This is a genomic window from Kineococcus rubinsiae, assembly GCF_011839805.1.
In the GTDB taxonomy this organism is placed as follows: Bacteria; Actinomycetota; Actinomycetes; order Actinomycetales; family Kineococcaceae; genus Kineococcus; species Kineococcus rubinsiae.
On sequence record NZ_VWPY01000002.1, the window covers coordinates 84,202 to 107,513 of the forward strand.

Genomic DNA, 23,312 nt, shown 5'->3' on the forward strand with positions numbered 1-23,312 from the left:
CGACATGATCCGCTCGTTGACGCCTCGCCGGCGCTCCGCGTCGCCCGACGAGGGCTTCGCGCTGATGGGCGTCCTCATGCTCATGCTCGTGCTCCTCCTCGTGTGCTCCGTGGTGGTGAGCCTCGTGGTGTCCGGTTCGCGCTTCCAGCGCAAGCAGCAGGACTGGAACGCGGCGCTGGCGGCGGCGCAGGCCGGCATCGACGACTACCTGCAGCGGCTCAACAACACCGACGGCGGGTACTACCAGTACGACGGCACGGCCAGCGTGGACCCCGCGAACCCCGCCATGTCCGCCCCGGGCAGCCCCCTCACTTGGGCGCCGGTGCTCCAGTCGGACGGCGGCAGCAGCCGGGCGTCGTTCCACTACACCGCCGACACCGCCGCCTACACGGGCGCCGGCGTCCCCCAGACCGGCGTCATCACCGTCACCTCGACCGGCAAGGTCGGGACGCGGACCAGGACGCTGCAGACCCAGCTGCGGCGCAGCGGCTTCCTCGACAACCTGTACTTCACGGAGTACGAGACGCAGGACCCCGCGCAGGGCAAGAACCCCACCACCTGCGCCCTGAAGCACTACTACGACGGGCGGCCGTCGAACTGCCGCGACATCCAGTTCGGCAACGACCGCCTCAGCGGGCCGGTGCACAGCAACGACACGATGCTCATCTGCCAGAACGTCGTCTTCACCGACAAGGTCACCTCGGCCACGCCGGACCAGGGGAGCGGCAAGTTCTACCGGACCACCCCCTGCGGGAGCACCAACCCGGCGCCGGTGTTCCAGGCCGGCGTGCCCACCCAGGTCCCGGTCATCCCCGTGCCGAGCACGAACCAGACGGTGAAGCAGCAGACCGTGGGCTCCGCGGCGACCCAGGGGTGCCTGTTCGTGGGGCCGACCACCATCACCCTGAACAAGAACCAGATGTTCGTCCACAGCCCGTGGACCCGGACCTCGCCGCGGTGCGCCCTGGACCAGTGGATCACCATCCCGTCCAACGGCACGGTCTACGTCGACGACCGCCCCGCCAACGACTCCACCGACGTCAACAGCTGGAGCACCGCCGACGCGGCCGCCGTCCAGGCGCTCTGCGACCAGCAGGTCGGCGACGGCATCACCAGCGGGAACCCGGTCGGCTACCCCCTGCCGACGGAGTCCGGCTGGGCCTACGGCTGCACCGCGGGCGACGCCTTCGTCCAGGAGCTCGACGGCGCCGCGGCCAACGGGCTGACCGGTCGCCTGACCGTCGCGACGGCCGGCAACATCTACGTCACCGACAACCTGCACTACGGCCCCACCAGCGGCATCCTCGGCCTCATCGCCAACCAGAGCGTCTGGTACTGGCACCCCACCGACCGCACCGGCAAGAACATCAACCTGCCGGCGAAGCAGTACCCCGCGCAGGCGGCCAAGTCCCAGCCGCTGGTGAACCCGACGGTCTCGGCGGCCATGGTCTCCCTGCAGCACTCCATCGGGACCATGCACTACGACCAGGGGGCGTCGCTGGGGACGCTGACCATCAACGGCAGCATCACGCAGTTCTACCGCGGTGTCGTGAAGCAGGGGTCCGCCGGGTACGACAAGAACTACGTCTACGACCAGCGCCTGCGCTACGACTCGCCGCCGCACTTCCTCAACCCGACGACGAGCAGGTTCGCGCCGACCCTGAGCGCCGAGCTGGAGCCCCGGTACCGGGTGAGCGGCTGATGCTGCTCGTCCTCCTCGTCGCGGTCGTCGGCGTCGCGGTCGGGTCGTTCCTCAACGTCGTCGTCCACCGGGTCCCCCGGGGGGAGTCGATCGTCGCGCCGCCCAGCGCCTGCCCGGGGTGCGGGCACGCGATCCGTCCGCGCGACAACGTCCCCGTGCTGTCCTGGATCCTCCTGCGCGGGCGCTGTCGCGACTGCGGGGCACGGATCAGCGGACGCTACCCGCTGGTCGAGGCGGGCACGGGGCTGCTGTTCGTCGCCGTCCTCCTCGTGGTCGGTGTCTCCTGGGCCCTGCCGGCGTACCTGTACCTCGCCGCGATCGCCGTGGCGCTGGCCCTCATCGACCTCGAGGTCCACCGCCTCCCGGACGCCATCGTGCTCCCGTCCTACCCCGTGGCCCTCGTGCTGCTGGGCGCGGCGAGCGCGCTCGGCGGCGACGGGAGTGCGTTCGTGCGCGCCCTCGTCGGTGCGGCCGCGCTCTTCGCCCTCTACTTCGTCCTGTGGTTCGTGCGCCCCGGCGGCATGGGCCTGGGCGACGTCAAGCTCGCCGGCGTCCTCGGGCTGTACCTCGGGTGGTGGGGGTGGGACGCCCTCGCCGTCGGCGGTTTCCTCGCGTTCGTGGTCGGTGGGCTCGTGAGCCTGCCGCTGCTGCTCAGCGGCCGCGCGGGACGCCGCACCGCCATCCCCTTCGGCCCCTCGATGCTGGTCGCGGCCCTCGCGGCCCTGGTCGTCGCCGCGCCCCTGTCGAGCTGGTACCTGTCGCTCGTCGGCCTCAGCGCCACCGCCTGACCCGTCCGGCGGCACCCGGCCGGCCGCACGGCGGTCGCGCTCGTGACCGCGGGTCGTGGGCGGCTCAAGGGGGTGCCGCCCGCGGCCGAAGCTCTAGGGAGAAGAACCCCCACGGGCCCGCGGTGCGCGAGCCGGAGCAGAAGGAGACGACGTGCCGCGACGAACGGCGATCGGCCTCGACATCGGCACGTCGGGAGTTCGCGCGGCGGAGCTGTCCTTCGGCAGCGGCGGGAGCACCCTGGAGAAGTTCGGCCAGGTGGCGGTTCCCCCCGGTGCGGTGCGCGACGGGGAGGTCGTCGAGCACGCGGTGGTCGTCGACGCCCTCAAGACGCTGTGGAAGAGCGGCCGCTTCAGCAGCCGCAAGGTCGCCCTCGGGGTCGCCAACCAGCGCGTCGTCGTCCGCCAGGTGGACCTGCCCTGGGTCCCGGCCGCCGAGCTGCGGAAGTCCCTGCCGCTGCAGGTGCAGGACTACCTCCCGATGCCCGTGGCGGACAGCGTCATCGACTTCCACGTCACCGAGGAGATCACCTCGGGCGGCGGGCGCGTGCTGCGCGGTCTGCTCGTCGCGGCCGCCCGGGACATGGTCATGTCGAACGTGCGCGCGGTGCAGGCCGCGGGGCTCCGGCCGGTGTCGGTGGACCTCAGCTCCTTCGCGGTGCTGCGCTCCGTCGGTCGCCCGCACAGCGAGGTGGCGACCGAGGCGCTCATCGACGTGGGGTCCCGCGTCTCCAACCTCGTCGTGCACTCCGGCGGGGTTCCCCGCTTCGTCCGCGTCCTGCTCATGGGCGGTCAAGACGTCACCGACGCCATCGCCGAGCGGCTCGGGGTTCCGCTGGACCTCGCCGAGGCCATCAAGCGCTTCGGGATGGAGGACGCCACCGAGCAGGACCTGGAGCTGACCGGCAGCGCCGTGGACCTCATGCTCGAGGCCTTCGTCGACGAGATCCGCTCCTCCATCGACTACTTCTCGGCCTCGAACCCCCAGCACCGCCCCGAGCGCCTCGTGCTCACGGGTGGGGGTTCCCTGCTGCCGGGCATCGCCGCCCGGTTGGAGGCGGCCACCCGCATCCCCACCCGGTCGGGTGACCCCCTGTCCACGCTGCACCTGGGCCAGACCGGCCTCGACGACGACCAGTTGTCCCTCCTGCAGCCCCTCGCCGCCGTCCCCGTCGGCCTCGCCCTCGGAGTCGCATCGTGAGCCTCGCCACCCTCGAAGCCGTGGCGACGCAGTCCGTCGTCGCCCGGGTCGACCTGCTGCCCGAGGGGATCGACGACGCCCGGAGGTTCCGGCTCGTGCAGGCGGGTCTCGGTGCCTCGCTCGTCGCCGTCGTCGGTCTCGTCGGACTCGCCTCCCTCATCGGGGCCAGTCACGTGCAGACCGCCCAGGACGCCCTCGACGGCGAGCAGCAGCGCACCGTGCAGCTGCAGCGTCAGCAGAGCCGGTACGCCGAGGTCCCCGTCGTCTCCCAGCAGCTCGACGCGGCCCGCGCCGCGCAGCGCGCCGTGTCGGCCTTCGACGTCAGCTGGTTCGGGATGCTCGACGCCGTCGCCGGCCGGACGCCCGCCGAGACGACGGTGTCGACCATGACGCTGGCCCTCGACCCGACGGCCACGGCCCCGGGCGGCAGCGGTGTCACCGCCCCAACCGATCCCCTCGGCGTCCCCGGCGTGGGCAGCGTGAGCATGGTCGGCACCGCCCCGTCCCAGGACGCCGTCGCCTCCCTGCTCGAAGGCCTCGCGCAGGTCCCCGGGCTCGCCCACCCGCTGGTCTCGTCCGCGGCGGCGACCGAGGACGACTCGGTCACCTACACGACGACGACGACCATCACGCCCAGCGCCCTGCTGAACCAGCAGTGACGCGGCCCGAGACGGAGAGCCGACCATGACGATGCGCAAGTCCACCCTGTGGACCCTCGCGACCGCGCTGATCGCCCTGCTCGTCCTCGCGGGCGGCTGGCTCCTGGTGCTGGGGCCGCAGCGCGCCGAGGCGGCGGACCTCGCCACCCAGCGCAACTTCGTCGCCGAGCAGAACGAGCGGCTGGCGCTGAACCAGGCGCAGCTGCAGGCGCAGCTCGAGGAGCTCCCGGCCCAGAAGGCGCAGCTCGCCGCGATCCTCGCGAGCCTGCCGGACGACAGCCGGCTCCCGCAGCTGCTGCGCCAGCTGGAGTCCTCCGCCGAGAACACCGGGGTCAGGCTGACGTCCGTGGCTCCGGGGACCGCCGCCGCCTACGACGCGACCGGCGCCCCGGGCGTGGTGAGCGTCCCGGTCGTCGTGTCCGTGGACGGCACCCTCGCCGAGGTCGAGCTCTACCTCAAGCAGCTGCAGGCCGACTCCACGCGCTACTTCCTCATCGAGTCCGTGGCGCTCTCCGCCGGGACGGGCGGCGTCAGCGGCACCTCCTCGGGGATCTCGACGGTCATCACCGGGAAGGTGTTCGTCCTCTCCGCGTCGGCGAGCGCGGCGACGCCGGCCATCGCGGGCACCACGGCTCCCGCCCCCACCACGGCGGTCCCGGGCGGCACCACCGCCGGCACCGGCCCGACCACCCTGTCCTGAGCGGAGGAACGCCATGAGCACGAACCCCTCGCCGTTCGGCGCCGAGCTGTTCCCCGCGGACGACGCCGCGACGGAGGTCGTCGAGACGTCCGCCCCCGTCCGGGAGCGGACGCCCGTCGACCCCCGGGTCCTGAGGTCCCTGCTCGCCGGCGCGGCCGTCGTGGCCGTCCTCGGCGCGGGGACGGCCGGCTTCCTCTGGATCAGCAGCACGCCCTCCGGTGACGTGGCCGACGCCGCCCTCGGCGGCGCCCGCAGCACACCGTCGGTCGCGGGCCCCGTGCGCGCCACCGGCATCGCCTTCGGTCAGCGCGAGGTGTTCGCGACCTCGGGAGGCACCGGAACCGGATCGGACGACGTGGCCACCGGCACCGGCACCGGCACCGGCACGGGCACCGGTACGGACTTCGGCCCCGCGAGCGGTGGCGGTCGGCCCGTGACGTCGCCGACCACCGCCCCGTCGTCGGTGCGACCCGCGGGCCCGGTCGTGCCGACGCGGACCACCGCGCCCGCTCCCCGCCCGTCGACGTCCGGTGCGCCGTCGGTCGTGCCGCCTCCCGCCGTCACGGCCCCCGTCTCCTCGGCTCCCGGCTGGGTGACGCCGGTCGTCCGCTTCGTCGGCGGCTCGGCGGGTTCGGGGACCTTCGACATCGACGGCGAGACGCGCACGTTCACGACGGGGCAGGCGGTCTACCCGCTCGGCGTCGTCTACGCCGGCGTCGTGCTGGACGACCCGTCCAGCAGCCCGACGCCCTCGAGCTCCACGTCCGCGACGACCGAGCCCCCGAAGCTGCTGGGCGTCCTGCTCACCGCCGGCGACCGCAGCACCGGGTGGATCGTCCCGCCCGGCACCGCGCTGCCCGACGTGGTCGTCGGGCGCACCCAGGGCCGGGCCCGCGTCATCGGCCTGCTGCGCGAGCAGTACTTCCTGCGCGTCGACCGCCGCGTCGACGTGCTGCAGGCCGTGGGCACCGCGGTGCCGGGCACCTCCCTCACGTTCACGGGGGAGACGAACGACGTCCACACGCGCTGGGCCGTCCAGGCGGGCGATCCGTCGCTGGCCCGGGGCGACGTCTACTTCTCCGACGGCCCGGTCATCTCCTTCGGCCGCTTCGGCGCAGGGGAGGCCGACGGTGTCTCCTACTGACGCAGCAGCTCCACGGCGGGCCCAGCGCCCGGTCGCCGACGCCGTCCCCCGCCGCAGGAGGTTCCCCGTGACCCGCACGCGCCGCCGCGCCCTGCTCGGCGCCGTCCTCGGCTGCGCCGCGCTGCTGCCGGCCCTCTCGGCCGCCGCGACGCCGACGCCGCTGGTGGCCCACCGCGGCTACGGCGCCGACCGCTACATCACGGCCTCGCTCCTGGAGGACCCCTCCCGCGACGTGGCCTACGTCGTGACCGGGCGGGACTTCCCCGACGGGCTGACCGCGGGGGCCCTCGCCGGGACCCCGGGCCGCAACCTGTTCCTGACCCCGCACGACCAGCTGACGCCCGAGGTGCGCGCCGTCCTCGGCTACTACCGCAAGGTCGTCGTCGTCGGCGGGGAGAGCCCCGTCGGCCCCGACGTCATGACCTGGTTGCAGCGCAACACCCGTGCCGAGCTGACGCGGGTCGCCGGGGAGAACCGCTACGACACGGCCGCCCGGCTCTCGGCGCAGGAGTTCGCGCCCGGCGTCGCGGACGTCGTGGTCGCCACGGGTCGCACGTTCCCCGACGCCCTGGCGGGTTCCGCCGCGGCCGCGAAGGCGGGTGCCCCGCTCCTGCTGGTGGACGGCGGTTCCGTCCCCCAGAGCACCCGGGCGGAACTCGCGCGTCTGAGGCCCGGGAGGATCACCGTCCTCGGCGGTACCGGTGCGGTCCCCGACGACGTGCTGGCCGAACTGCGCTCCGCGACCACGGGAACCGTCACCCGCGTCGCCGGCACCGACCGCTACGCCACGGCCGTCGCCGTCAGCGCGGCGTTCTTCCCGACCGGTGCGCCGACCACCCAGTTCGTCTCGGGGACCAGCTGGCCCGACGCCGTGGCGGCGGGGGCGTTCGCCGGGCGCCGGCGCTCGCCCCTGCTGCTCACGCCGAAGGACTGCGTCCCGCAGGCGGTGAACCTCGAGGTCGAGCGGCTCGCCCCGAACTCGCTGCAGGCCATCGGCGGAGACGCCGTCTACTCCGTCGCCGCCGCCAAGCGGACCTCCTGCGGCAGCGACGTCCGCACCTACCTCGACGAGCTCCCCCCGCCCACGGGGAACGCCGCGCTGCGCGACACCCACGCCGTCATCGGCGGCGTGTTCTACCCGCGGTCGGTGGGTTTCGCGACGGACCCGCGGAACTCCGAGTACCGCACGTGGACCCTCGGCGGTTCCGCCGGGACCTTCACGGCCACGGCCGGCGTCGCCGACGGGACGACCTCGGGTCTCGCGGTCCACGTCGAGGTCGTCGGTGACGAGCGCCCCCTCGCGTCCTACGACGTCGCGGCCGGGAAGCCCGCCGCGATCCGCGTCGACGTGCGCGGTGTCCAGCGCCTCACGCTCGTGACCACGTCCTCGGCGGTCACGGCCGCGTCGGGCGACCTGGACGCGGGCACCGTCCACTTCGGCGACGCCGGGCTGCGCTGACGCGCTGACCGACCCGCACGCGAGGGCCCGCACCGGTGACGGTGCGGGCCCTCGTGCGTCGCGGCCTAGGATCGCCGGGCACCCGCCGTCATCCGAGCACCCGAGGAGCCCGACCGTGATCGTCCTCGTCGGCTTCATGGGCGCGGGCAAGACGACCGTGGGCCGGCTGCTCGCGCAGCGCCTGCAGCGGCCCTTCGTGGACACCGACCACCTCGTCGAGGCGCAGGCGGGGCGGCGCATCGCCGACGTCTTCGCCACCGACGGCGAGGAGGCGTTCCGCGACCTCGAGCAGGCCGCCGTCGCGCAGGCGCTGCAGGGGGAGGAGGCCGTCGTGTCCCTCGGCGGGGGCGCCTGCGGCCGGGCCGCGACCCGCGAGGTCTTGGCCGGTCACACCGTCGTGCACCTCGACGTCACGCTGGAGGAGGTGCGCCGGCGCACGCGCTCGGACACCGACCGGCCCGTGCTGCAGCGCCCCGGGCTCGCGGAGCTCCACACCGCCCGGCGCTCGGTGTACACCGACGTCGCCACCCTCACCGTGACCACCGACGACCGCAGCGCCGCCGACGTGGCGCAGGAGATCGCCGACCGGACCACCCCGCACCTCCCGGAGGACAGATGACCAGCGCCACCACCCGGATCCCCGTCGCGGGCGACGCCCCCTACGAGGTGGTTGTCGGGCGAGGCCTGCTCGGCGAGCTGCGGGGCCTGCTGGGCCCCGCGGTCGAGAAGGTCCTCGTCGTCCACCCGCGGGCACTGCGCAGCACCGGTGAGGCGGTGCGGGAGGACCTCGCGGCGCAGGGGCTGGCGGCCGTGCTCGCCGAGGTCCCCGACGGCGAGGAGGCCAAGGCGGCCGAGGTCGCGGCGTTCTGCTGGACCGTCCTCGGCCAGTCCGACTTCACGCGCTCCGACGCCGTCGTGAGCGTCGGCGGGGGAGCGGTCACGGACCTCGCCGGGTTCGTCGCGGCCACCTGGCTGCGCGGGGTCCGCGTGGTGCACCTGCCGACGACCGTGCTCGCCATGGTCGACGCGGCGGTGGGCGGCAAGACCGGCATCAACACCGCCGAGGGCAAGAACCTCGTCGGGTCCTTCCACCCGCCGGCGGGCGTGCTCTGCGACCTCGACGCGCTCGCGACGCTGCCGGCGCACGACGTGCGCGCCGGGCTCGCGGAGGTCGTCAAGGCCGGGTTCATCGTCGACCCGCGCATCCTCGAGCTCATCGAGGCCGACGTGGCCGCGGCCACCGACCCGACCTCCGACGTGTTCGCCGAGCTCGTCGTGCGCGCGATCCGCGTGAAGGCCGACGTCGTGGGTCAGGACCTCAAGGAGTCGGGGCTGCGGGAGGTCCTCAACTACGGGCACACGTTCGCCCACGCCGTGGAGCTCGTCGAGCGCTACCAGTGGCGCCACGGCGCGGCCGTCAGCGTGGGCCTCGTCTACGTGGCCGAGCTCGCGCGCCTGGCGGGCCGGCTCTCCGACGCCGACGCCGACCGCCACCGCGAGGTCCTCACCTCCCTCGGCCTGCCCGTGACCTACCGCGGCGACCGCTGGCCGCAGCTGCTGGACGCCATGAAGCGCGACAAGAAGGCCCGCGGCGCGCTGCTGCGCTTCGTGGTCCTCGACGGCATCGCGCGCCCGTCGCGGCTCGAGGGCCCGGACCCGGCGATGCTGCAGGCCGCCTACGCGGAGATCAGCCGGGAGTGAGCCGCGCAAGCCGGGGCCGCGCACGGCGACGGCCCGGCCTGCTGCCGCCGGTAGCATGGGCGGGCCCGGCTGCCGCCGGCGCGACCAGCGAGACGGACTGAGAGACGACGTGGCTTCGACGAACGACCTCAAGAACGGCACCGTGCTCAACCTCGACGGCAACCTCTGGTCGGTGGTCGAGTTCCAGCACGTGAAGCCCGGCAAGGGCGGTGCCTTCGTCCGGACGAAGCTGAAGAACGTCCTGTCCGGCAAGGTCGTCGACCGCACCTTCAACGCCGGCAGCAAGGTCGAGACGGCCACCGTGGACAAGCGGGACTTCCAGTACCTGTACCGCGACGGTGAGGACTTCGTCTTCATGGACTCCTCCACCTACGACCAGGTGATGGTCCCGCCCGCGACCGTGGGCGACGCCGCGAACTTCCTCCTGGAGAACCAGGACGTGATGATCGCGACGCACGAGAGCACCCCGCTGTACGTGGAGCTGCCGGCCTCGGTCGTGCTGGAGATCACCTACACCGAGCCGGGTCTGCAGGGTGACCGCTCCACGGGCGGCACCAAGCCCGCGACCGTCGAGACGGGCGCGGAGATCCAGGTCCCGCTGTTCCTCGAGCAGGGCACCAAGGTCAAGGTCGACACCCGCACCGGGGACTACCTCGGTCGCGTGAGCTGACGTGGCCGCCCGCCGCAAGGCCCGGCTGCGCGCCCTGGACGTCCTCTTCGAGGCCGACCAGCGCGCGATGGACCCGATCGTCGTCCTGAAGGCCAAGATGGAGCGCGCGAACCCGCCCGTGGGCGAGTACGCCGTGACCGTCGTGGAGGGCGTGGTCGCCAACGCCGACCGCATCGACGAGGTGCTGTCCACCTACTCGATGGGCTGGACCGTCGAGCGGATGCCGGCGGTGGACCGGGCGGCGCTGCGGATCGCGACGTGGGAGATCCTGCACGCCGAGGACGTCCCCGACCACGTCGCGATCAGCGAGGCGGTCGAGATCGTCCAGGAGCTGTCGACGGACGAGTCCCCGACGTTCGTGAACGGGCTGCTGGCCCGCATCGCCGAGCTCAAGGAGACCCTGCGCGCCTGAGGGCGCTCAGCGTCGGTGACCGGTGCACGAGGCAGGACGAACGACGAGAGGCCCCGCCCGCGGGACGTTCCGCGGGCGGGGCCTCTCGTCGTTCGGGCGGGGCTGTCAGCCGTGTTCGACGGCCCTGCGGGCGTCGGCGTTCAGGACACCCCAGGCGATGAACTCGTCGCACAGGGTCGTGGCCGGCACGTCGTAGATGACGGCCAGCGTCCGGAGGTCGTCGGCGCGGATGCTGAGCACCCGGCCGTTGTAGTCGCCACGCTGCGACTGGATCGTCTTCGCGTAGCGGTCGAGGGGCCCGGCCTTCTCGGCGGGCACCTCCTGGAGGCGCTCGAGGTCGAGCACGAGCCGCGGGGGCGGTTCGCTGCTGCCCTGCGGGGCGCCTTCGGGGAGCAGAGCCGAGACGGGGACTCCGTAGAAGTCCGCGAGCTCGGCCAGTCGCTGGACGGTCACTGCACGGTCGCCGCGCTCGTAGGAGCCCACGACGACGGCCTTCCACCGTCCCTCGGACTTCTCTTCGACGCCGTGCAGGGACAGCCCCTGTTGAGTACGGATGGCGCGCAGGCGCGATCCGAGTGCGCGGGAGTAGTCCGATGCCATGGGAGGATCGTCACGGAGCGTGATGTCCCCCGTCAAGCTGACGGGCCGCATCTGGCCGGTTCGGTGCGAAGTCCCACCCGGTCGGCACGCCCTCCGCTACTCCGGGTGAGCGCTTGATCTCACAACGACAGATGTTCGGGGGTCTCGGCGCCTCCCGGAGGGCCCGAGCCGCTCCTGTAGTCTCGCACCGCTGCCGCCGCTGGACGGTGTGCAGCGCCTGACGTCCTTTAAGGATCCGCCCTGTGAGGCGGGGAAGGAGGTCGCACGTGAGTGCTGCCCGTGACCAGACGGCCGACCCCACGGCCGGCGGACGCGTCCTGCTCGAGGGCGCCGACATCCACCGGGCGCTGACCCGCATCGCGCACGAGCTGCTGGAGGCCAACAAGGGCCCCGCGGACCTGCTGCTGCTGGGCATCCCCACCCGCGGCGTCCCGCTCGCCCAGCGGCTCGCCCAGCGCCTCCTGGAGGTCGAGGGGACGGTGGTGCCCACCGGGTCGCTCGACGTGACGATGTACCGCGACGACCTGCGCCGTCACCCCACGCGCCCGCTGCTGCCGACGGAGCTGCCGCCCGAGGGCCTGGACGACAAGGTCGTGGTCCTCGTCGACGACGTCCTCTACTCGGGCCGGACCATCCGCGCCGCCCTCGACGCGCTGTCCGACCTCGGCCGGCCCCGCGCGGTGCGCCTCGCGGTCCTCGTCGACCGCGGCCACCGCGAGCTGCCGATCCGCGCCGACCACGTCGGCAAGAACCTGCCGACCTCGGCCGCGGAGCGCGTGAGCGTCCTGCTCGCCGAGCGCGACGGCCGGGACGCGGTCGTGCTGTCCTCCGCGCCGTCGACCGAGCCGGAGGCGCGCGCGTGAACCGCCACCTGCTCTCCGCCGCCGACCTCGACCGGGCCGAGGCCGTCGCCGTCCTCGACGTCAGCGAGGAGATGGCCGCGACCCAGCGCCGCGAGATCAAGAAGCTGCCCACGCTGCGGGGGCGCACGGTCGTCAACCTCTTCTTCGAGGACTCCACGCGGACCCGGACGTCGTTCGAGGCCGCCGCCAAGCGGCTGTCGGCCGACGTCATCAACTTCTCCGCGAAGGGCTCCAGCGTCTCCAAGGGCGAGAGCCTCAAGGACACCGCGCTGACGTTGGAGGCGATGGGCGCGGACGCCGTCGTCGTCCGGCACTGGGCCTCCGGCGCGCCGCACCGCCTCGCGCACGCCGGCTGGACGCGCGGCAGCGTCGTCAACGCGGGCGACGGCACCCACGAGCACCCCACGCAGGCCCTGCTGGACGCCTACACGATCCGGCGCCACCTGCGCCCGGCCGGCGGGGCGGGCCAGGGCGGCACGGGCCAGGACCTCGAGGGCGTGCGCGTCACGATCGTCGGCGACGTCCTGCACTCCCGCGTCGCGCGCTCCAACGTCCTGCTGCTGCACACCCTGGGTGCCGAGGTCACGCTCGTCGCCCCGCCGACGCTGCTGCCCGTCGGGGTCGAGGCCTGGCCGTGCCGGGTCACCAACGACCTCGACGCGGCGCTGGCCGACGGGGCCCCCGACGCCGTGATGATGCTGCGCGTCCAGCGGGAGCGGATGGAGAGCGCGGGCGGCGGGTACTTCCCCTCGGCGCGCGAGTACACGCGCCGCTACGGCCTCGGCCGCAGCCGCCTCGCGCTGCTGCCCGGGCACACGATCGTCATGCACCCCGGCCCGATGAACCGCGGGCTGGAGATCTCCGCCGACGCGGCCGACAGCCCCCGCTCGACGATCGTCGAGCAGGTCGGCAACGGCGTCGCCGTCCGGATGGCCGTCCTGTACCTGCTCCTCGCGGGCGACGGCACCACCACCACGACCAGCACCGGAGGCCCCTCGTGAGCTCCACCCTCGTCACCGGCGCACGGGTCCTCGGCGGGGAGCCGACCGACCTGCTGCTGACCGACGGGCGCATCGCGGCCGTCGGGCCGGGCCTGTCCGCCGAGGGCGCGGAGGTCGTGGACGCCACGGGCCTCGTGGCCCTGCCCGGGCTCGTCGACCTGCACACCCACCTGCGCGAACCCGGCCGCGAGGACGCCGAGACCGTCGAGACGGGCACGCAGGCCGCGGCGCGCGGTGGGTTCACGGCCGTGTTCGCGATGGCCAACACGTTCCCCGTCGCCGACACCGCGGGCGTCGTCGAGCAGGTCAAGCGCCTCGGCGACGAGGCCGGGTGGGCGGAGGTCCGCCCCGTCGGCGCCGTCACCGTGGGGCTCGCGGGCCGTCAGCTCGCCGAGCTCGGCGCGATGGCCGACTCCGCGGCCGGGGTCCGGGTGTTCTCCGACGACGGGCACTGCGTCTCCGACGCCGTGCTGATGCGCCGGGCGCTGGAGTACGTGAAGGCCTTCGACGGCGTGATCGCCCAGCACGCCCAGGAACCGCGGCTGACCGAGGACGCGCAGATGAACGAGGGGACCGTCTCGGCGGTCCTCGGCCTGCGGGGCTGGCCGAGCGTCGCGGAGGAGGCGGTCATCGCGCGCGACGTCCTGCTGGCCGACCACGTCGGCTCCCGCCTGCACGTCTGCCACGTCTCCACGGCGGGTTCGGTCGAGATCCTGCGCTGGGCCAAGGCGCGCGGCGTGCAGGTCACCGCGGAGGTCACCCCGCACCACCTGCTGCTGACCGACGAGCTGGCCCGCAGCTACGACCCCGTCTACAAGGTGAACCCGCCGCTGCGCACGCAGGCCGACGTCGAGGCGGTCCGCGAGGGGCTGGCGGACGGCACGATCGACATCGTGGCCACCGACCACGCGCCGCACCCGCTGGAGGACAAGGACTGCGAGTGGGCCGCCGCGGCCATGGGCATGACGGGCCTGGAGACGGCGCTGTCCGTGGTCCAGCACGCCATGGTCGACACGGGCCTGCTGACCTGGGCGCAGGTCGCCGACCGGATGTCCGCGGCGCCCGCGCGCATCGGCCGGCTCGCGGGTCAGGGCGAGCCCCTGGCCCCCGGCAGCGCCGCGAACCTCGTCCTCGTCGACCCCGCGGCCCGCTGGACGGTCGACCCCGCGCAGATGGCCACGAGCGGCCGGAACTCGCCGTTCCGCGGCATGGACCTGCCCGGCCGGGTCGTCGCCACCGTGCTGCGCGGGCGACCGACCGTGCTCGACTCCCACCTCGTCAGGAGCACCCCGTGAAGTGGATCGCCGTCGTCCTGCTGGTCATGGGGCTCATGATCCTGTGGCGGATGATGTTCTCCGGCTACCGCGGGCGCGCCAACCGGCAGAAGGCCCTGCCGCGCCCCGCCGGGGCGACGGACTGGAAGGCCATGACCGGTGCGGTGGAGGGGATCTTCATCTCCACCACCGACGCGGAGAACACCCTCGACCGGATCGCGGCGCACGGCCTCGGCACCCGCAGCGCGGTGCAGCTGGGGTTCGTCGACGGCGGCGTGGGGTTCCTGCGCCAGGGCGCCCGCTCCTTCGTCGTGCCGGCGGCCGACGTCGTCGGCGTCGGCCACGGGCCCGGCATGGTCGGCAAGTGGATGGGACGCAGCGACGGCATCGTCGTGCTGCGGTGGAAGCTCGGCGACCGCGTCGTCGACACGGGCGTGAAGCCCCGCCGCACCGCCGACGGGGACCGGTTCGCGCAGCAGGTGGAGGAACTCGTGCGCTCATCGCGCAGCAGGAGCACGACCGAGGGGGAGAAGTGAGCGGCGGACAGGAGTTGCCGGTGCGGGCGGTGCTGGTGCTCGAGGACGGCCGGACGTTCCGCGGCGAGGCGTACGGCGCCGTCGGGGAGACCGTCGGGGAGGCCGTGTTCTCGACCGGCATGACCGGGTACCAGGAGACGCTGACGGACCCGAGCTACCACCGGCAGGTCGTCGTCATGACCGCGCCGCACGTCGGGAACACCGGCTACAACGACGAGGACCAGGAGTCGCAGCGCATCTGGGTCGCCGGGTACGTCGTGCGCGACCCCGCGCGCGTCCCGTCGAGCTGGCGCTCGCGCCGCACGCTGGGCGAGGAGCTCGCGGCGCAGGGCGTCGTGGGCATCTCCGGCGTCGACACCCGCGCCCTGACCCGGCACCTGCGCGAGCGCGGCTCCATGCGCGCCGGGGTGTTCTCCGGCCCCGCCGCCGAGCGCTCCGCCGAGGAGCTCATGGCCGCCGTGCAGGGCGCGCCGGCCATGGCCGGCGCCGACCTCGCCGGTCAGGTCACCACGCAGCAGGCCTACACCGTGCCCGCGGTGGGGGAGCGGCGCTACTCGGTCGCGGCCCTCGACCTCGGCATCAAGTCGATGACGCCGCAGCGCCTCGCCGAGCGCGGCGTGGAGGTCACGGTGCTGCCCGCGACGGCCACGCTCGAGGACGTGCTGAGCGCGGGCGCCGACGGCGGCGTGCCCGACGGGGTGTTCTTCTCCAACGGCCCGGGCGACCCCGCCGCGGCCGTGCACGAGATCGAGGTGCTGCAGGGCGTCCTGGAGCGCAGGGTGCCGTTCTTCGGCATCTGCTACGGCAACCAGCTGCTGGGCCGGGCCCTGGGCTACGGCACCTACAAGCTCAAGTACGGCCACCGCGGGATCAACCAGCCCGTCATGGACCTGACCACCCGCAAGGTCGAGGTGACGAGCCACAACCACGGGTTCGCCGTCGACGCCGTCGCGGGCGAGGTGCGGACCACGCCCTACGGCCGCGCCGAGGTCAGCCACGTCGGCCTCAACGACGGGGTGGTCGAGGGCCTGCGCTGCCTCGACGTCCCGGCGTTCTCCGTGCAGTACCACCCCGAGGCCGCGGCCGGGCCGCACGACGCCGCGTACCTGTTCGACCGCTTCGTCGACCTGATGGACGGGGTGCCGACCACGGCCCTGGTCGACGACACCGGCGCTGTGGACACCACCGAGAACCCCGCCGACTCGCAGAAGGACGCCTGATGCCCCGTCGCACCGACATCTCCTCGGTCCTCGTCATCGGTTCCGGCCCGATCGTCATCGGCCAGGCCGCGGAGTTCGACTACTCCGGGACGCAGGCCTGCCGGGTGCTGCGCGCCGAGGGGCTGCGCGTCATCCTCGTGAACTCCAACCCCGCGACGATCATGACCGACCCCGAGATGGCCGACGCCACCTACGTGGAGCCGATCACGCCCGCCGCGGTCGAGGCGATCATCGCCCGCGAGCGGCCCGACGCCGTCCTCGCGACCCTGGGCGGCCAGACTGCGCTGAACGCCGCGATCTCGCTGCACGACAGCGGGGTCCTGGAGAAGTACGGCGTCGAGCTCATCGGCGCCGACGTGCAGGCGATCCAGCTGGGCGAGGACCGCCAGCTGTTCAAGGGCGTCGTCGAGCGCTGCGGCGCCGAGAGCGCCCGCAGCCACCTGTGCCACTCGATGGAGGAGGTGCTGGCCGGCGCCGAGGACCTCGGGTACCCCGTCGTCGTGCGCCCCAGCTTCACCATGGGCGGCCTGGGCTCCGGCTTCGCCTACGACGAGGCGGACCTGCGCCGCATCGCCGGGCAGGGCCTGCACCACTCGCCCGTGACCGAGGTCCTCCTCGAGGAGTCGATCATGGGGTGGAAGGAGTACGAGCTCGAGCTCATGCGCGACCGCGCGGACAACGTGGTCGTCGTCTGCTCGATCGAGAACTTCGACCCCATGGGCGTGCACACGGGGGACTCGATCACCGTCGCGCCCGCCATGACGCTGACGGACCGCGAGTACCAGCGGATGCGCGACATCGGCATCGCCGTGATCCGCGAGGTCGGCGTCGACACCGGCGGCTGCAACATCCAGTTCGCGGTGAACCCCGAGGACGGCCGGATCATCGTCATCGAGATGAACCCGCGCGTCTCGCGGTCCTCGGCGCTGGCGTCGAAGGCCACGGGGTTCCCGATCGCGAAGATCGCGGCCCGCCTCGCCGTCGGGTACACCCTCGACGAGATCCCCAACGACATCACGCAGTCGACCCCGGCCAGCTTCGAGCCGACCCTCGACTACGTCGTCGTGAAGGTGCCCCGCTTCGCGTTCGAGAAGTTCCCGGCCGCGGACCCGACGCTGACGACGACCATGAAGAGCGTCGGCGAGGCCATGGCCATGGGCCGCAACTTCACCGAGGCCCTGCAGAAGGCGCTGCGCAGCACCGAGAAGCGCGGGGCTCCCTTCACGTGGGCGGGCCCCGTCGGGGACCTCGACGACCTGCTGCGCCGCGCGGCGCAGCCGACCGACGAGCGCATCGGCCTGGTCATGCAGGCGATCCGCGCCGGCGCCACCGCGAAGCAGCTCTTCGCCTCCACCCGCATCGACCGGTGGTTCCTCGACCAGCTGTTCCTGCTCGACGAGGTCGCCCGCGCCGTGCGCGAGGCGCCCGAGCTGACGCCGGAGCTGCTGCGCCACGCCAAGCGGCACGGGTTCTCCGACGCGCAGCTCGGCGAGCTGCGGCACCTGCCCGAGGACGTCGTGCGCGGCGTCCGGCACGCGCTGGGCATCCGCCCCGTCTACAAGACGGTGGACACGTGCGCGGCGGAGTTCGCGGCCTCGACGCCGTACCACTACTCCAGCTACGACGAGGAGGACGAGACGCGGCCCCGCGAGAAGGCCGCCATCATCATCCTCGGCTCGGGGCCCAATCGGATCGGGCAGGGCGTCGAGTTCGACTACTCCTGCGTGCACGCCTCCTTCGCGCTGCGCGACGCCGGCTACGAGACCGTCATGGTCAACTGCAACCCGGAGACGGTGTCCACGGACTACGACACCTCCGACCGGCTGTACTTCGAGCCGCTCACGCTCGAGGACGTCCTCGAGGTCGTGCACGCCGAGACCCGCTGCGGCCCCGTCGCGGGCGTCATCGTGCAGCTCGGCGGGCAGACGCCGCTGGGCCTCGCCGCGAAGCTCGCCGAGGCCGGGGTCCCGATCATCGGGACGTCCCCCGCGGCGATCGACCTGGCGGAGGAGCGCGGGGCGTTCGGCCGCGTGCTGGAGGAGGCCGGGCTCACCGCGCCCAAGCACGGCACGGCGTCCTCGTTCCCCGAGGCGCGGGCGATCGCGGCCGGGATCGGCTACCCCGTCCTGGTGCGCCCCTCCTACGTCCTCGGCGGGCGCGGCATGCAGATCGTCTACGACGAGCCGTCCCTCGAGCAGTACATGGCCACCGCCACCGAGGTCTCGCCCGAGCGCCCCGTGCTGGTGGACCGGTTCCTCGACGACGCCATCGAGATCGACGTCGACGCGCTGTTCGACGGCGAGGAGATGTACCTCGGCGGGATCATGGAGCACATCGAGGAGGCCGGGATCCACTCCGGCGACTCGGCGTGCGTCATCCCGCCCGCGACCCTGGGCCGCGGGGAGCTGGAGCGCGTGCGCGCCTCGACCGAGGCGATCGCGCGCGGCGTGGGCGTGCGGGGCCTGCTGAACGTCCAGTTCGCCCTGGCCGCCGACATCCTCTACGTCCTCGAGGCGAACCCGCGCGCCAGCCGCACGGTGCCGTTCGTCGCCAAGGCCACCGGGGTCGCCCTGGCCAAGGCGGCCGCGCGGGTCATGGCGGGCACCTCGATCGCCGAGCTGCGCCGCGAGGGGCTGCTGCCCTCGCGCGGTGACGGCGGCCTGCTGCCGCCGGAGTCGCCCGTGTCCGTGAAGGAGGCCGTGCTGCCCTTCGCGCGGTTCCGCACGGCCGAGGGCCACGTCGTCGACAGCCTGCTGGGGCCGGAGATGCGCTCCACGGGTGAGGTCATGGGCATCGACGTCGACTTCCCGACGGCGTTCGGCAAGGCGCAGGCCGCGGCCTACGGCGGGCTCCCGACGCAGGGGACGGCGTTCATCTCGGTCGCCGACCGCGACAAGCGCGCCATGATCTTCCCGATCAAGCGGCTCGCCGACCTCGGGTTCGAGCTCCTGGCGACCGAGGGCACCGCGGACGTGCTGCGCCGCAACGGCATCGTCAGCACCGTGGTGCGCAAGCACTCCGAGGGCACCGGCGAGGGCGGCGAGCAGACCATCGTCGAGAAGATCTCGGCCGGCGAGGTCGCGATCGTGGTGAACACGCCGTCCGGCAACCAGGCCCGCGCGGACGGCTACGAGATCCGCGCGGCCTCGACCGCCGTGGGGGCGCCGATCCTCACGACCGTGCAGCAGCTCGCCGCTGCGGTGCAGGCCATCGAGGCGCTGCGCGCCGGGCAGGGCACCTCGGTGGCACCGCTGCAGGAGCACGCCGCCACGCTCGCCGCGGCCTGGGACGGGTGGCGGGAGTGAGCCCCCGCTCCGGCGACGGGGCGGCCCGGTTCGGCGCGCGGCTGGCCGCGGCCTCGGCCGAGCACGGCCCGCTCTGCGCGGGCATCGACCCGCACGCCCCGCTGCTCGCGGCGTGGGGCCTGACCGACGACGCCGACGGCGTCGAGCGGTTCGGCCGCACGGTCGTCGAGGCGCTGGCGGGGCACGTGGCCGCGGTGAAGCCGCAGGTGGCGTTCTTCGAGCGCCACGGCTCGCGCGGGGTGGCCGCCCTGGAGCGGGTGCTCGCCGACGCGCGGGCGGCCGGGCTGCTGACGGTCGTCGACGCCAAGCGCGGGGACATCGGCTCGACGATGGCCGCCTACGCAGACGCGTTCGCGGGGGACTCGCCGCTCGCGGGCGACGCCGTCACGGTGTCCCCGTTCCTGGGGTTCGAGTCGCTGCGCCCCCTGCTCGACGTCGCGGCGCAGCACGGGCGGGGCGTGTTCGTCTTGGCCCTGACGTCGAACCCCGAGGGCCCGGGCGTGCAGCACGCCGTGGCGGCCGACGGCCGCTCGGTCGCCCGGTCGATCGCCGAGGCCGCGGCCGCGGAGAACGCCGGTGCCACGCTGCTGGGCGACGTCGGCCTCGTCGTGGGCGCGACGGTCGGGGCGGCCGTCGCCGACCTCGGCCTCGACCTCGCGGCCGTCAACGGGCCGCTCCTGGCCCCCGGGGTCGGGGCGCAGGGCGCGACGGCGCAGGACCTGCGGACGGTCTTCGGCGACGCCCGCCGGCTCGTCCTGGCCACCAGCTCGCGTGAGGTCCTGGGCGCGGGCCCCGACCCGCGGGCCCTGCTCGACGCGGCCCGCCGCACCGCCGACCAGGTCCGCGCGGCCCTCGCGGACTGACCCACCCTCCGTGATCATGCAGGTAGTCCCTGCATGATCACGGTGGGCGGGGGACCGCGGGGGTGCCGCGCCGCGGCCTGACGCGCTCCGCGCCGTGGGGCTAGAGTCGCCGGAGCAAGCGAACCTCTGAGCACTCTGCCCGGTGGAGTCGGTGCGGGACGAGCGTCCCCGGTCCGCGCCACCACTGGACGGTTCTCGGCGGGACCACGGGGCGACTCCTCCAGGACGCCGACGACCCCGGGTGGTCCGCCGACCGGGCAGCACGAAGGACCTCTCGTGCCCGCCTCCGTCGACGACGGCCGTCCTCCTTCCCCCTACCGGGTGCTGCTGCGCCTGCCCGGCGCCGCGCTCTTCGCCGCGACGGCCGCCGCCGGCCGCATCGGCATCGCCATGACCGGCCTGGGCCTGCTGCTCCTCGTGCGCGAGCGCAGCGGTTCCTTCGCCACCGCGGGTGCCGTGGTCGCCGCCTTCGCCGTGGCCGAGGCGCTGCTCGGCCCGCAGGTCGCCCGCCTCGTGGACCGCTGGGGACAGTCCCGCGTCCTGCCCCCGCTCGTCGCGGCGCACGCGGCCGCCGTCGCGGGCCTCCTGCTGAGCCCGGTGCCGCCGCTCGCGCTCGCGGCCCTCGCCGGCGCGACGATCCCGCAGCTCGGCGCCCTGTCCACGGCCCGGTGGGTCGCGCTGCTGCGCGGGCGACGGCTCGCGGCCTCGCTGCCGGCGGCCTTCTCGCTCGAGTCGCTCGTCAACGCCCTCGCCTACCTGGCCGGGCCCGTCCTGGTCAGCGTCCTGGCGGGGGCGGTCGACCCGGCCCTCGGCACGGGCGTCGCCGCGGGGCTCGTCGTCGCGTCCGGACTCGCCCTCGCGCTGCAGCGCAGCACCTCACCGCCCGCGGGACACCCGGCTCACCACCCCGCCGGGGGCGGTGGCGGCCTGCTGCGGCCCGGGTTCCTCGCCGTCCTGCTGGTGAACCTGGCCATCGGCGTCCACTTCGGCGCCAGCCAGGTGGCGGTCACGGCCTTCGCCGTCGAGCGCGGGACCCCGGCGCTGGCCGGGGTCCTGTTCGGGATCTCCAGCGGGGCCGGGCTCCTCGCCGGGTGGGCGTACGGGCTGCGGCGCTGGGGCAGCGCACCCCCGCGGCAGCTGGTGGTGCTCGGCGCGGCCCTGGCCGTGGCGTGCACGGCCCTCAGCCTGAGCACCGCCTTGCCCGTCGCGGTCACCGCCGTCCTGCTCGCGGGCGCGGTCGTCCCGCCCGTCCTCGTGCTGAGCACCGTGCTGGCCGAGGCGCACGTCGACCCGCGCTCGCTGACGCAGGCGCTGACCTGGCTGAACTCCGCCGCCGCGGGTGGCAGCGCGGGCGCGACCGCCCTCGCCGGCCTGGCCGTCGACGCCCGCGGGGCCCCGGCCGCCTTCCTCGTCAGCGTGGCCGCCGGTGCGGCGCTGGCGCTGGTCGCGGGGGTGGGCGCGCGGGTCCTCGGTCAGACTGTCGCCCTGTCGTCGAACCAGGGAGGCCGGCCGTGACGGGTGCGACCGAGGAGGCCGACGTCCCCGCGGGCGTCCTGCTGCTCCTGCGCGACGCCGTGGGCGGGAGGCTCCTGACCGACGCGGACGGGATGGCGGCCGTCCTCACCGCGGCCGGCTGGGTGCGCGGCACGGTCGGCGGGTCCTGGGCGTGCGTCGAGGACCCGTCCTGGACGGTCGAGTCCGTCGCCCACCCGCCGGGCCTGTCGGTGTTCACGGTCGGCTGGGACCACGACGTCGCCCGCGCGGTCACGCGGCTCGGCGCCCGCCTGGACGCCGGCGAGGCCGGCCTGGTCCCCGGCGGTGAACCCGACGCGGAGTGGCGCCGCTGGTCTGCCGGCGCCGCGCTCGTCCTGCTGCAGCACGCGCGGCAGCGGTGGTGGGGCACCCGGCTGGCGCCCGCGATGCTGCAGCTGGCCGTGCAGCCGGCGGGTGCCGAGCACGAGGCCCCCGCCCCCGACCCCGAGCGGGCGCGACGCGTCGCGCGGGCGGGCTCGCCCGTCGCGCGGTGGTACCTCGCGGGCGACGCGACGCTGCCCGACGACGTCGTCGACCTGCTCGCCGCGGACGACGACCCCCTCGTCGTCGCGGCCCTCACCGCCGGGGAGGGCCAGCGGCTGATCGCCCGCGAGGAGCGGTGACCGGGCCCGGCCGTCAGGCGACCGGCGCGGCCGCGGTGCGGTCGGCGGGCAGCACGAGCACCCCCGGTGCGCCGGGGTCCCAAGCCTCGTCCACGGGAGCACGGTAGGCCGCGGCGGTGCCACCCCGGGGCGGCCCCGCTGGGACGGCCGTCCCGGCGCTGCCACCCTGGGGCGGTGACGACGCCTGTACCGCGTTCGGCCGCGAACCGGGCGCTCGCCCACGTGGCGGGCCTCGCCCGCGGCGGCCCGCTGGACGCGTCGTGGCGCGCAACGCTGCACTTCCACCCCGACCGCCTCGTCGCCGGCACCCCGGTCCTGCGCGCCATGGCCGCCGACGGCCGCTACCGCTCCCAGTTCGAGACGGGCACCGGCAACGGCGGGCTGACGGCGCACCCCGGCGGCGACCGCTGGCGGTGGGAGAGTCGCCTCTTCGGCGGTGCCTACGACGACGCGCCGGCCGCCGAGCGCCCGGTCTACGGCTCGCTGAACCACCGGCGCCGGAGCGTCGGCGGCTCACCGCGGTTCGGGTCCGCGCACCTCCGCCTCGCCGCGGACGCCCTGTCCCGCACCACCTTCTGCTACCCCGACAGCGTCTTCGAGCCCGTCGACGTCGGGAACGCCTCCCGCGCCGCGGTGGTCGGGCTCGCGGACGCCGCCACCCGCTCCGGCGACCTCGACCCCCTGGACGACTACGTGGAGGCCCACGTCCACGGCGGCGTCCGGTTCGGCCGCGACGTCGAGGCCCTCGTGCTGGACCCCTGCCACCGCGGCACCGACGTCGAGCGGGACGCGGCCCTGCTCGGCGTGCCGGTCGAGTGGCACCCGGGGTTCGCCACGACGGTCGACGTCGTCGCGGCGCACCCCGGGTACCGCGGGGCGGACGTCGTCGCCGCGGCCGCCCGCATCGCCGCCGCCGACGGCGTGCTGACCGCGCGCGTGGTGGGCGACGCCGTGCGCGCCGGGCTCGAGGACGAGCAGGTCCTCAAGCGGGTGTGGCACTGCGTCGCGCGCTTCGGCCGGCCGCGGGTCGAGGCGCCCGACGGCGCGGCCGGGTGAGCGGC

At 74.5% G+C, this 23,312-nt stretch carries 22 protein-coding genes; 21 read left to right on the forward strand and 1 reads right to left on the reverse strand.

What is annotated here, in order from left to right; all coding sequences use genetic code 11:
* The first annotated feature begins 4 nt into the window (after window positions 1-4).
* From F1544_RS02300 to nusB, 11 genes are all read left to right on the forward strand, one after another.
* Complete coding sequence (locus F1544_RS02300) at window positions 5-1,702, forward strand: hypothetical protein (RefSeq protein WP_167581639.1); 1,698 nt, start codon at window positions 5-7, stop codon at window positions 1,700-1,702.
* The gene (locus F1544_RS02305) at window positions 1,702-2,490 is read left to right on the forward strand and encodes a prepilin peptidase (RefSeq protein WP_167581642.1); all 789 of its coding nucleotides are present in this window, start codon (window positions 1,702-1,704) and stop codon (window positions 2,488-2,490) included. The genes F1544_RS02300 and F1544_RS02305 overlap by 1 nt, the downstream gene beginning before the upstream one ends.
* Before the next feature lie 151 nt (window positions 2,491-2,641).
* Window positions 2,642-3,688 carry a type IV pilus assembly protein PilM gene (gene pilM, locus F1544_RS02310; RefSeq protein ID WP_167581645.1) on the forward strand — a complete coding sequence of 349 codons (1,047 nt, stop codon included), beginning with the start codon at window positions 2,642-2,644 and terminating at the stop codon, window positions 3,686-3,688.
* Window positions 3,685-4,347 (forward strand): PilN family protein, encoded by a 663-nt coding sequence (locus F1544_RS02315; RefSeq protein ID WP_167581648.1) that lies wholly within the window; start codon window positions 3,685-3,687, stop codon window positions 4,345-4,347. The genes pilM and F1544_RS02315 overlap by 4 nt, the downstream gene beginning before the upstream one ends.
* A 25-nt stretch (window positions 4,348-4,372) precedes the next feature.
* Window positions 4,373-5,047: a type 4a pilus biogenesis protein PilO gene (locus tag F1544_RS02320; RefSeq protein WP_167581651.1), complete on the forward strand. Its 675-nt coding sequence runs from the start codon at window positions 4,373-4,375 to the stop codon at window positions 5,045-5,047.
* A 13-nt stretch (window positions 5,048-5,060) separates the two neighbouring features.
* Window positions 5,061-6,191 carry a hypothetical protein gene (locus F1544_RS02325; RefSeq protein WP_167581654.1) on the forward strand — a complete coding sequence of 377 codons (1,131 nt, stop codon included), beginning with the start codon at window positions 5,061-5,063 and terminating at the stop codon, window positions 6,189-6,191.
* A gap of 67 nt (window positions 6,192-6,258) precedes the next feature.
* Window positions 6,259-7,650 carry a cell wall-binding repeat-containing protein gene (locus F1544_RS02330; protein ID WP_167581657.1) on the forward strand — a complete coding sequence of 464 codons (1,392 nt, stop codon included), beginning with the start codon at window positions 6,259-6,261 and terminating at the stop codon, window positions 7,648-7,650.
* Window positions 7,651-7,765: 115 nt separating this feature from the next.
* Window positions 7,766-8,269 carry a shikimate kinase gene (locus tag F1544_RS02335; RefSeq protein ID WP_208971146.1) on the forward strand — a complete coding sequence of 168 codons (504 nt, stop codon included), beginning with the start codon at window positions 7,766-7,768 and terminating at the stop codon, window positions 8,267-8,269.
* Complete coding sequence (gene aroB / locus F1544_RS02340) at window positions 8,266-9,351, forward strand: 3-dehydroquinate synthase (RefSeq protein ID WP_167581660.1); 1,086 nt, start codon at window positions 8,266-8,268, stop codon at window positions 9,349-9,351. Before F1544_RS02335 ends, aroB begins: the two co-directional genes overlap by 4 nt.
* A 109-nt stretch (window positions 9,352-9,460) precedes the next feature.
* Entirely contained in the window at window positions 9,461-10,021 is a 561-nt protein-coding gene (gene efp / locus F1544_RS02345; RefSeq protein ID WP_167581663.1) for an elongation factor P, read from the forward strand.
* Between the two features lies 1 nt (window position 10,022).
* Window positions 10,023-10,433: a transcription antitermination factor NusB gene (gene nusB, locus F1544_RS02350; protein ID WP_167581666.1), complete on the forward strand. Its 411-nt coding sequence runs from the start codon at window positions 10,023-10,025 to the stop codon at window positions 10,431-10,433.
* A gap of 105 nt (window positions 10,434-10,538) precedes the next feature.
* On the opposite strand, the gene bldD is transcribed toward nusB, so the two are convergent.
* Complete coding sequence (gene bldD, locus F1544_RS02355) at window positions 10,539-11,033, reverse strand: transcriptional regulator BldD (protein WP_106206055.1); 495 nt, start codon at window positions 11,031-11,033, stop codon at window positions 10,539-10,541.
* 266 nt (window positions 11,034-11,299) lie between these two features.
* On the opposite strand from bldD, the gene pyrR reads away from it, so the two are divergent.
* The 10 genes from pyrR (at window position 11,300) to F1544_RS02405 (ending at window position 23,307) form a co-directional block, all read left to right on the forward strand.
* The gene (gene pyrR / locus F1544_RS02360; RefSeq protein WP_167581669.1) at window positions 11,300-11,896 is read left to right on the forward strand and encodes a bifunctional pyr operon transcriptional regulator/uracil phosphoribosyltransferase PyrR; all 597 of its coding nucleotides are present in this window, start codon (window positions 11,300-11,302) and stop codon (window positions 11,894-11,896) included.
* Complete coding sequence (locus F1544_RS02365; RefSeq protein WP_167581672.1) at window positions 11,893-12,897, forward strand: aspartate carbamoyltransferase catalytic subunit; 1,005 nt, start codon at window positions 11,893-11,895, stop codon at window positions 12,895-12,897. Before pyrR ends, F1544_RS02365 begins: the two co-directional genes overlap by 4 nt.
* Window positions 12,894-14,192, forward strand: a complete 1,299-nt coding sequence (locus tag F1544_RS02370; protein WP_167581675.1) for a dihydroorotase — start codon at window positions 12,894-12,896, stop codon at window positions 14,190-14,192. The genes F1544_RS02365 and F1544_RS02370 overlap by 4 nt, the downstream gene beginning before the upstream one ends.
* Complete coding sequence (locus F1544_RS02375; protein WP_167581678.1) at window positions 14,189-14,707, forward strand: PH-like domain-containing protein; 519 nt, start codon at window positions 14,189-14,191, stop codon at window positions 14,705-14,707. The genes F1544_RS02370 and F1544_RS02375 overlap by 4 nt, the downstream gene beginning before the upstream one ends.
* 20 nt (window positions 14,708-14,727) lie before the next feature.
* The gene (gene carA / locus F1544_RS02380) at window positions 14,728-15,927 is read left to right on the forward strand and encodes a glutamine-hydrolyzing carbamoyl-phosphate synthase small subunit (protein ID WP_308469837.1); all 1,200 of its coding nucleotides are present in this window, start codon (window positions 14,728-14,730) and stop codon (window positions 15,925-15,927) included.
* Window positions 15,927-19,232: a carbamoyl-phosphate synthase large subunit gene (carB, locus tag F1544_RS02385; protein ID WP_167581685.1), complete on the forward strand. Its 3,306-nt coding sequence runs from the start codon at window positions 15,927-15,929 to the stop codon at window positions 19,230-19,232. Before carA ends, carB begins: the two co-directional genes overlap by 1 nt.
* Window positions 19,220-20,095, forward strand: coding sequence for an orotidine-5'-phosphate decarboxylase (gene pyrF, locus F1544_RS02390; RefSeq protein WP_373368049.1), 876 nt, complete (start codon window positions 19,220-19,222; stop codon window positions 20,093-20,095). The genes carB and pyrF overlap by 13 nt, the downstream gene beginning before the upstream one ends.
* A 276-nt stretch (window positions 20,096-20,371) precedes the next feature.
* On the forward strand, window positions 20,372-21,610 hold the full coding sequence (locus F1544_RS02395; protein WP_167581691.1) for an MFS transporter: 1,239 nt from the start codon (window positions 20,372-20,374) through the stop codon (window positions 21,608-21,610).
* Window positions 21,607-22,251: a hypothetical protein gene (locus F1544_RS02400; protein WP_167581694.1), complete on the forward strand. Its 645-nt coding sequence runs from the start codon at window positions 21,607-21,609 to the stop codon at window positions 22,249-22,251. Before F1544_RS02395 ends, F1544_RS02400 begins: the two co-directional genes overlap by 4 nt.
* Window positions 22,252-22,425: 174 nt before the next feature.
* Entirely contained in the window at window positions 22,426-23,307 is an 882-nt protein-coding gene (locus F1544_RS02405; RefSeq protein WP_308469838.1) for a DUF3626 domain-containing protein, read from the forward strand.
* Window positions 23,308-23,312: the final 5 nt, after the last annotated feature.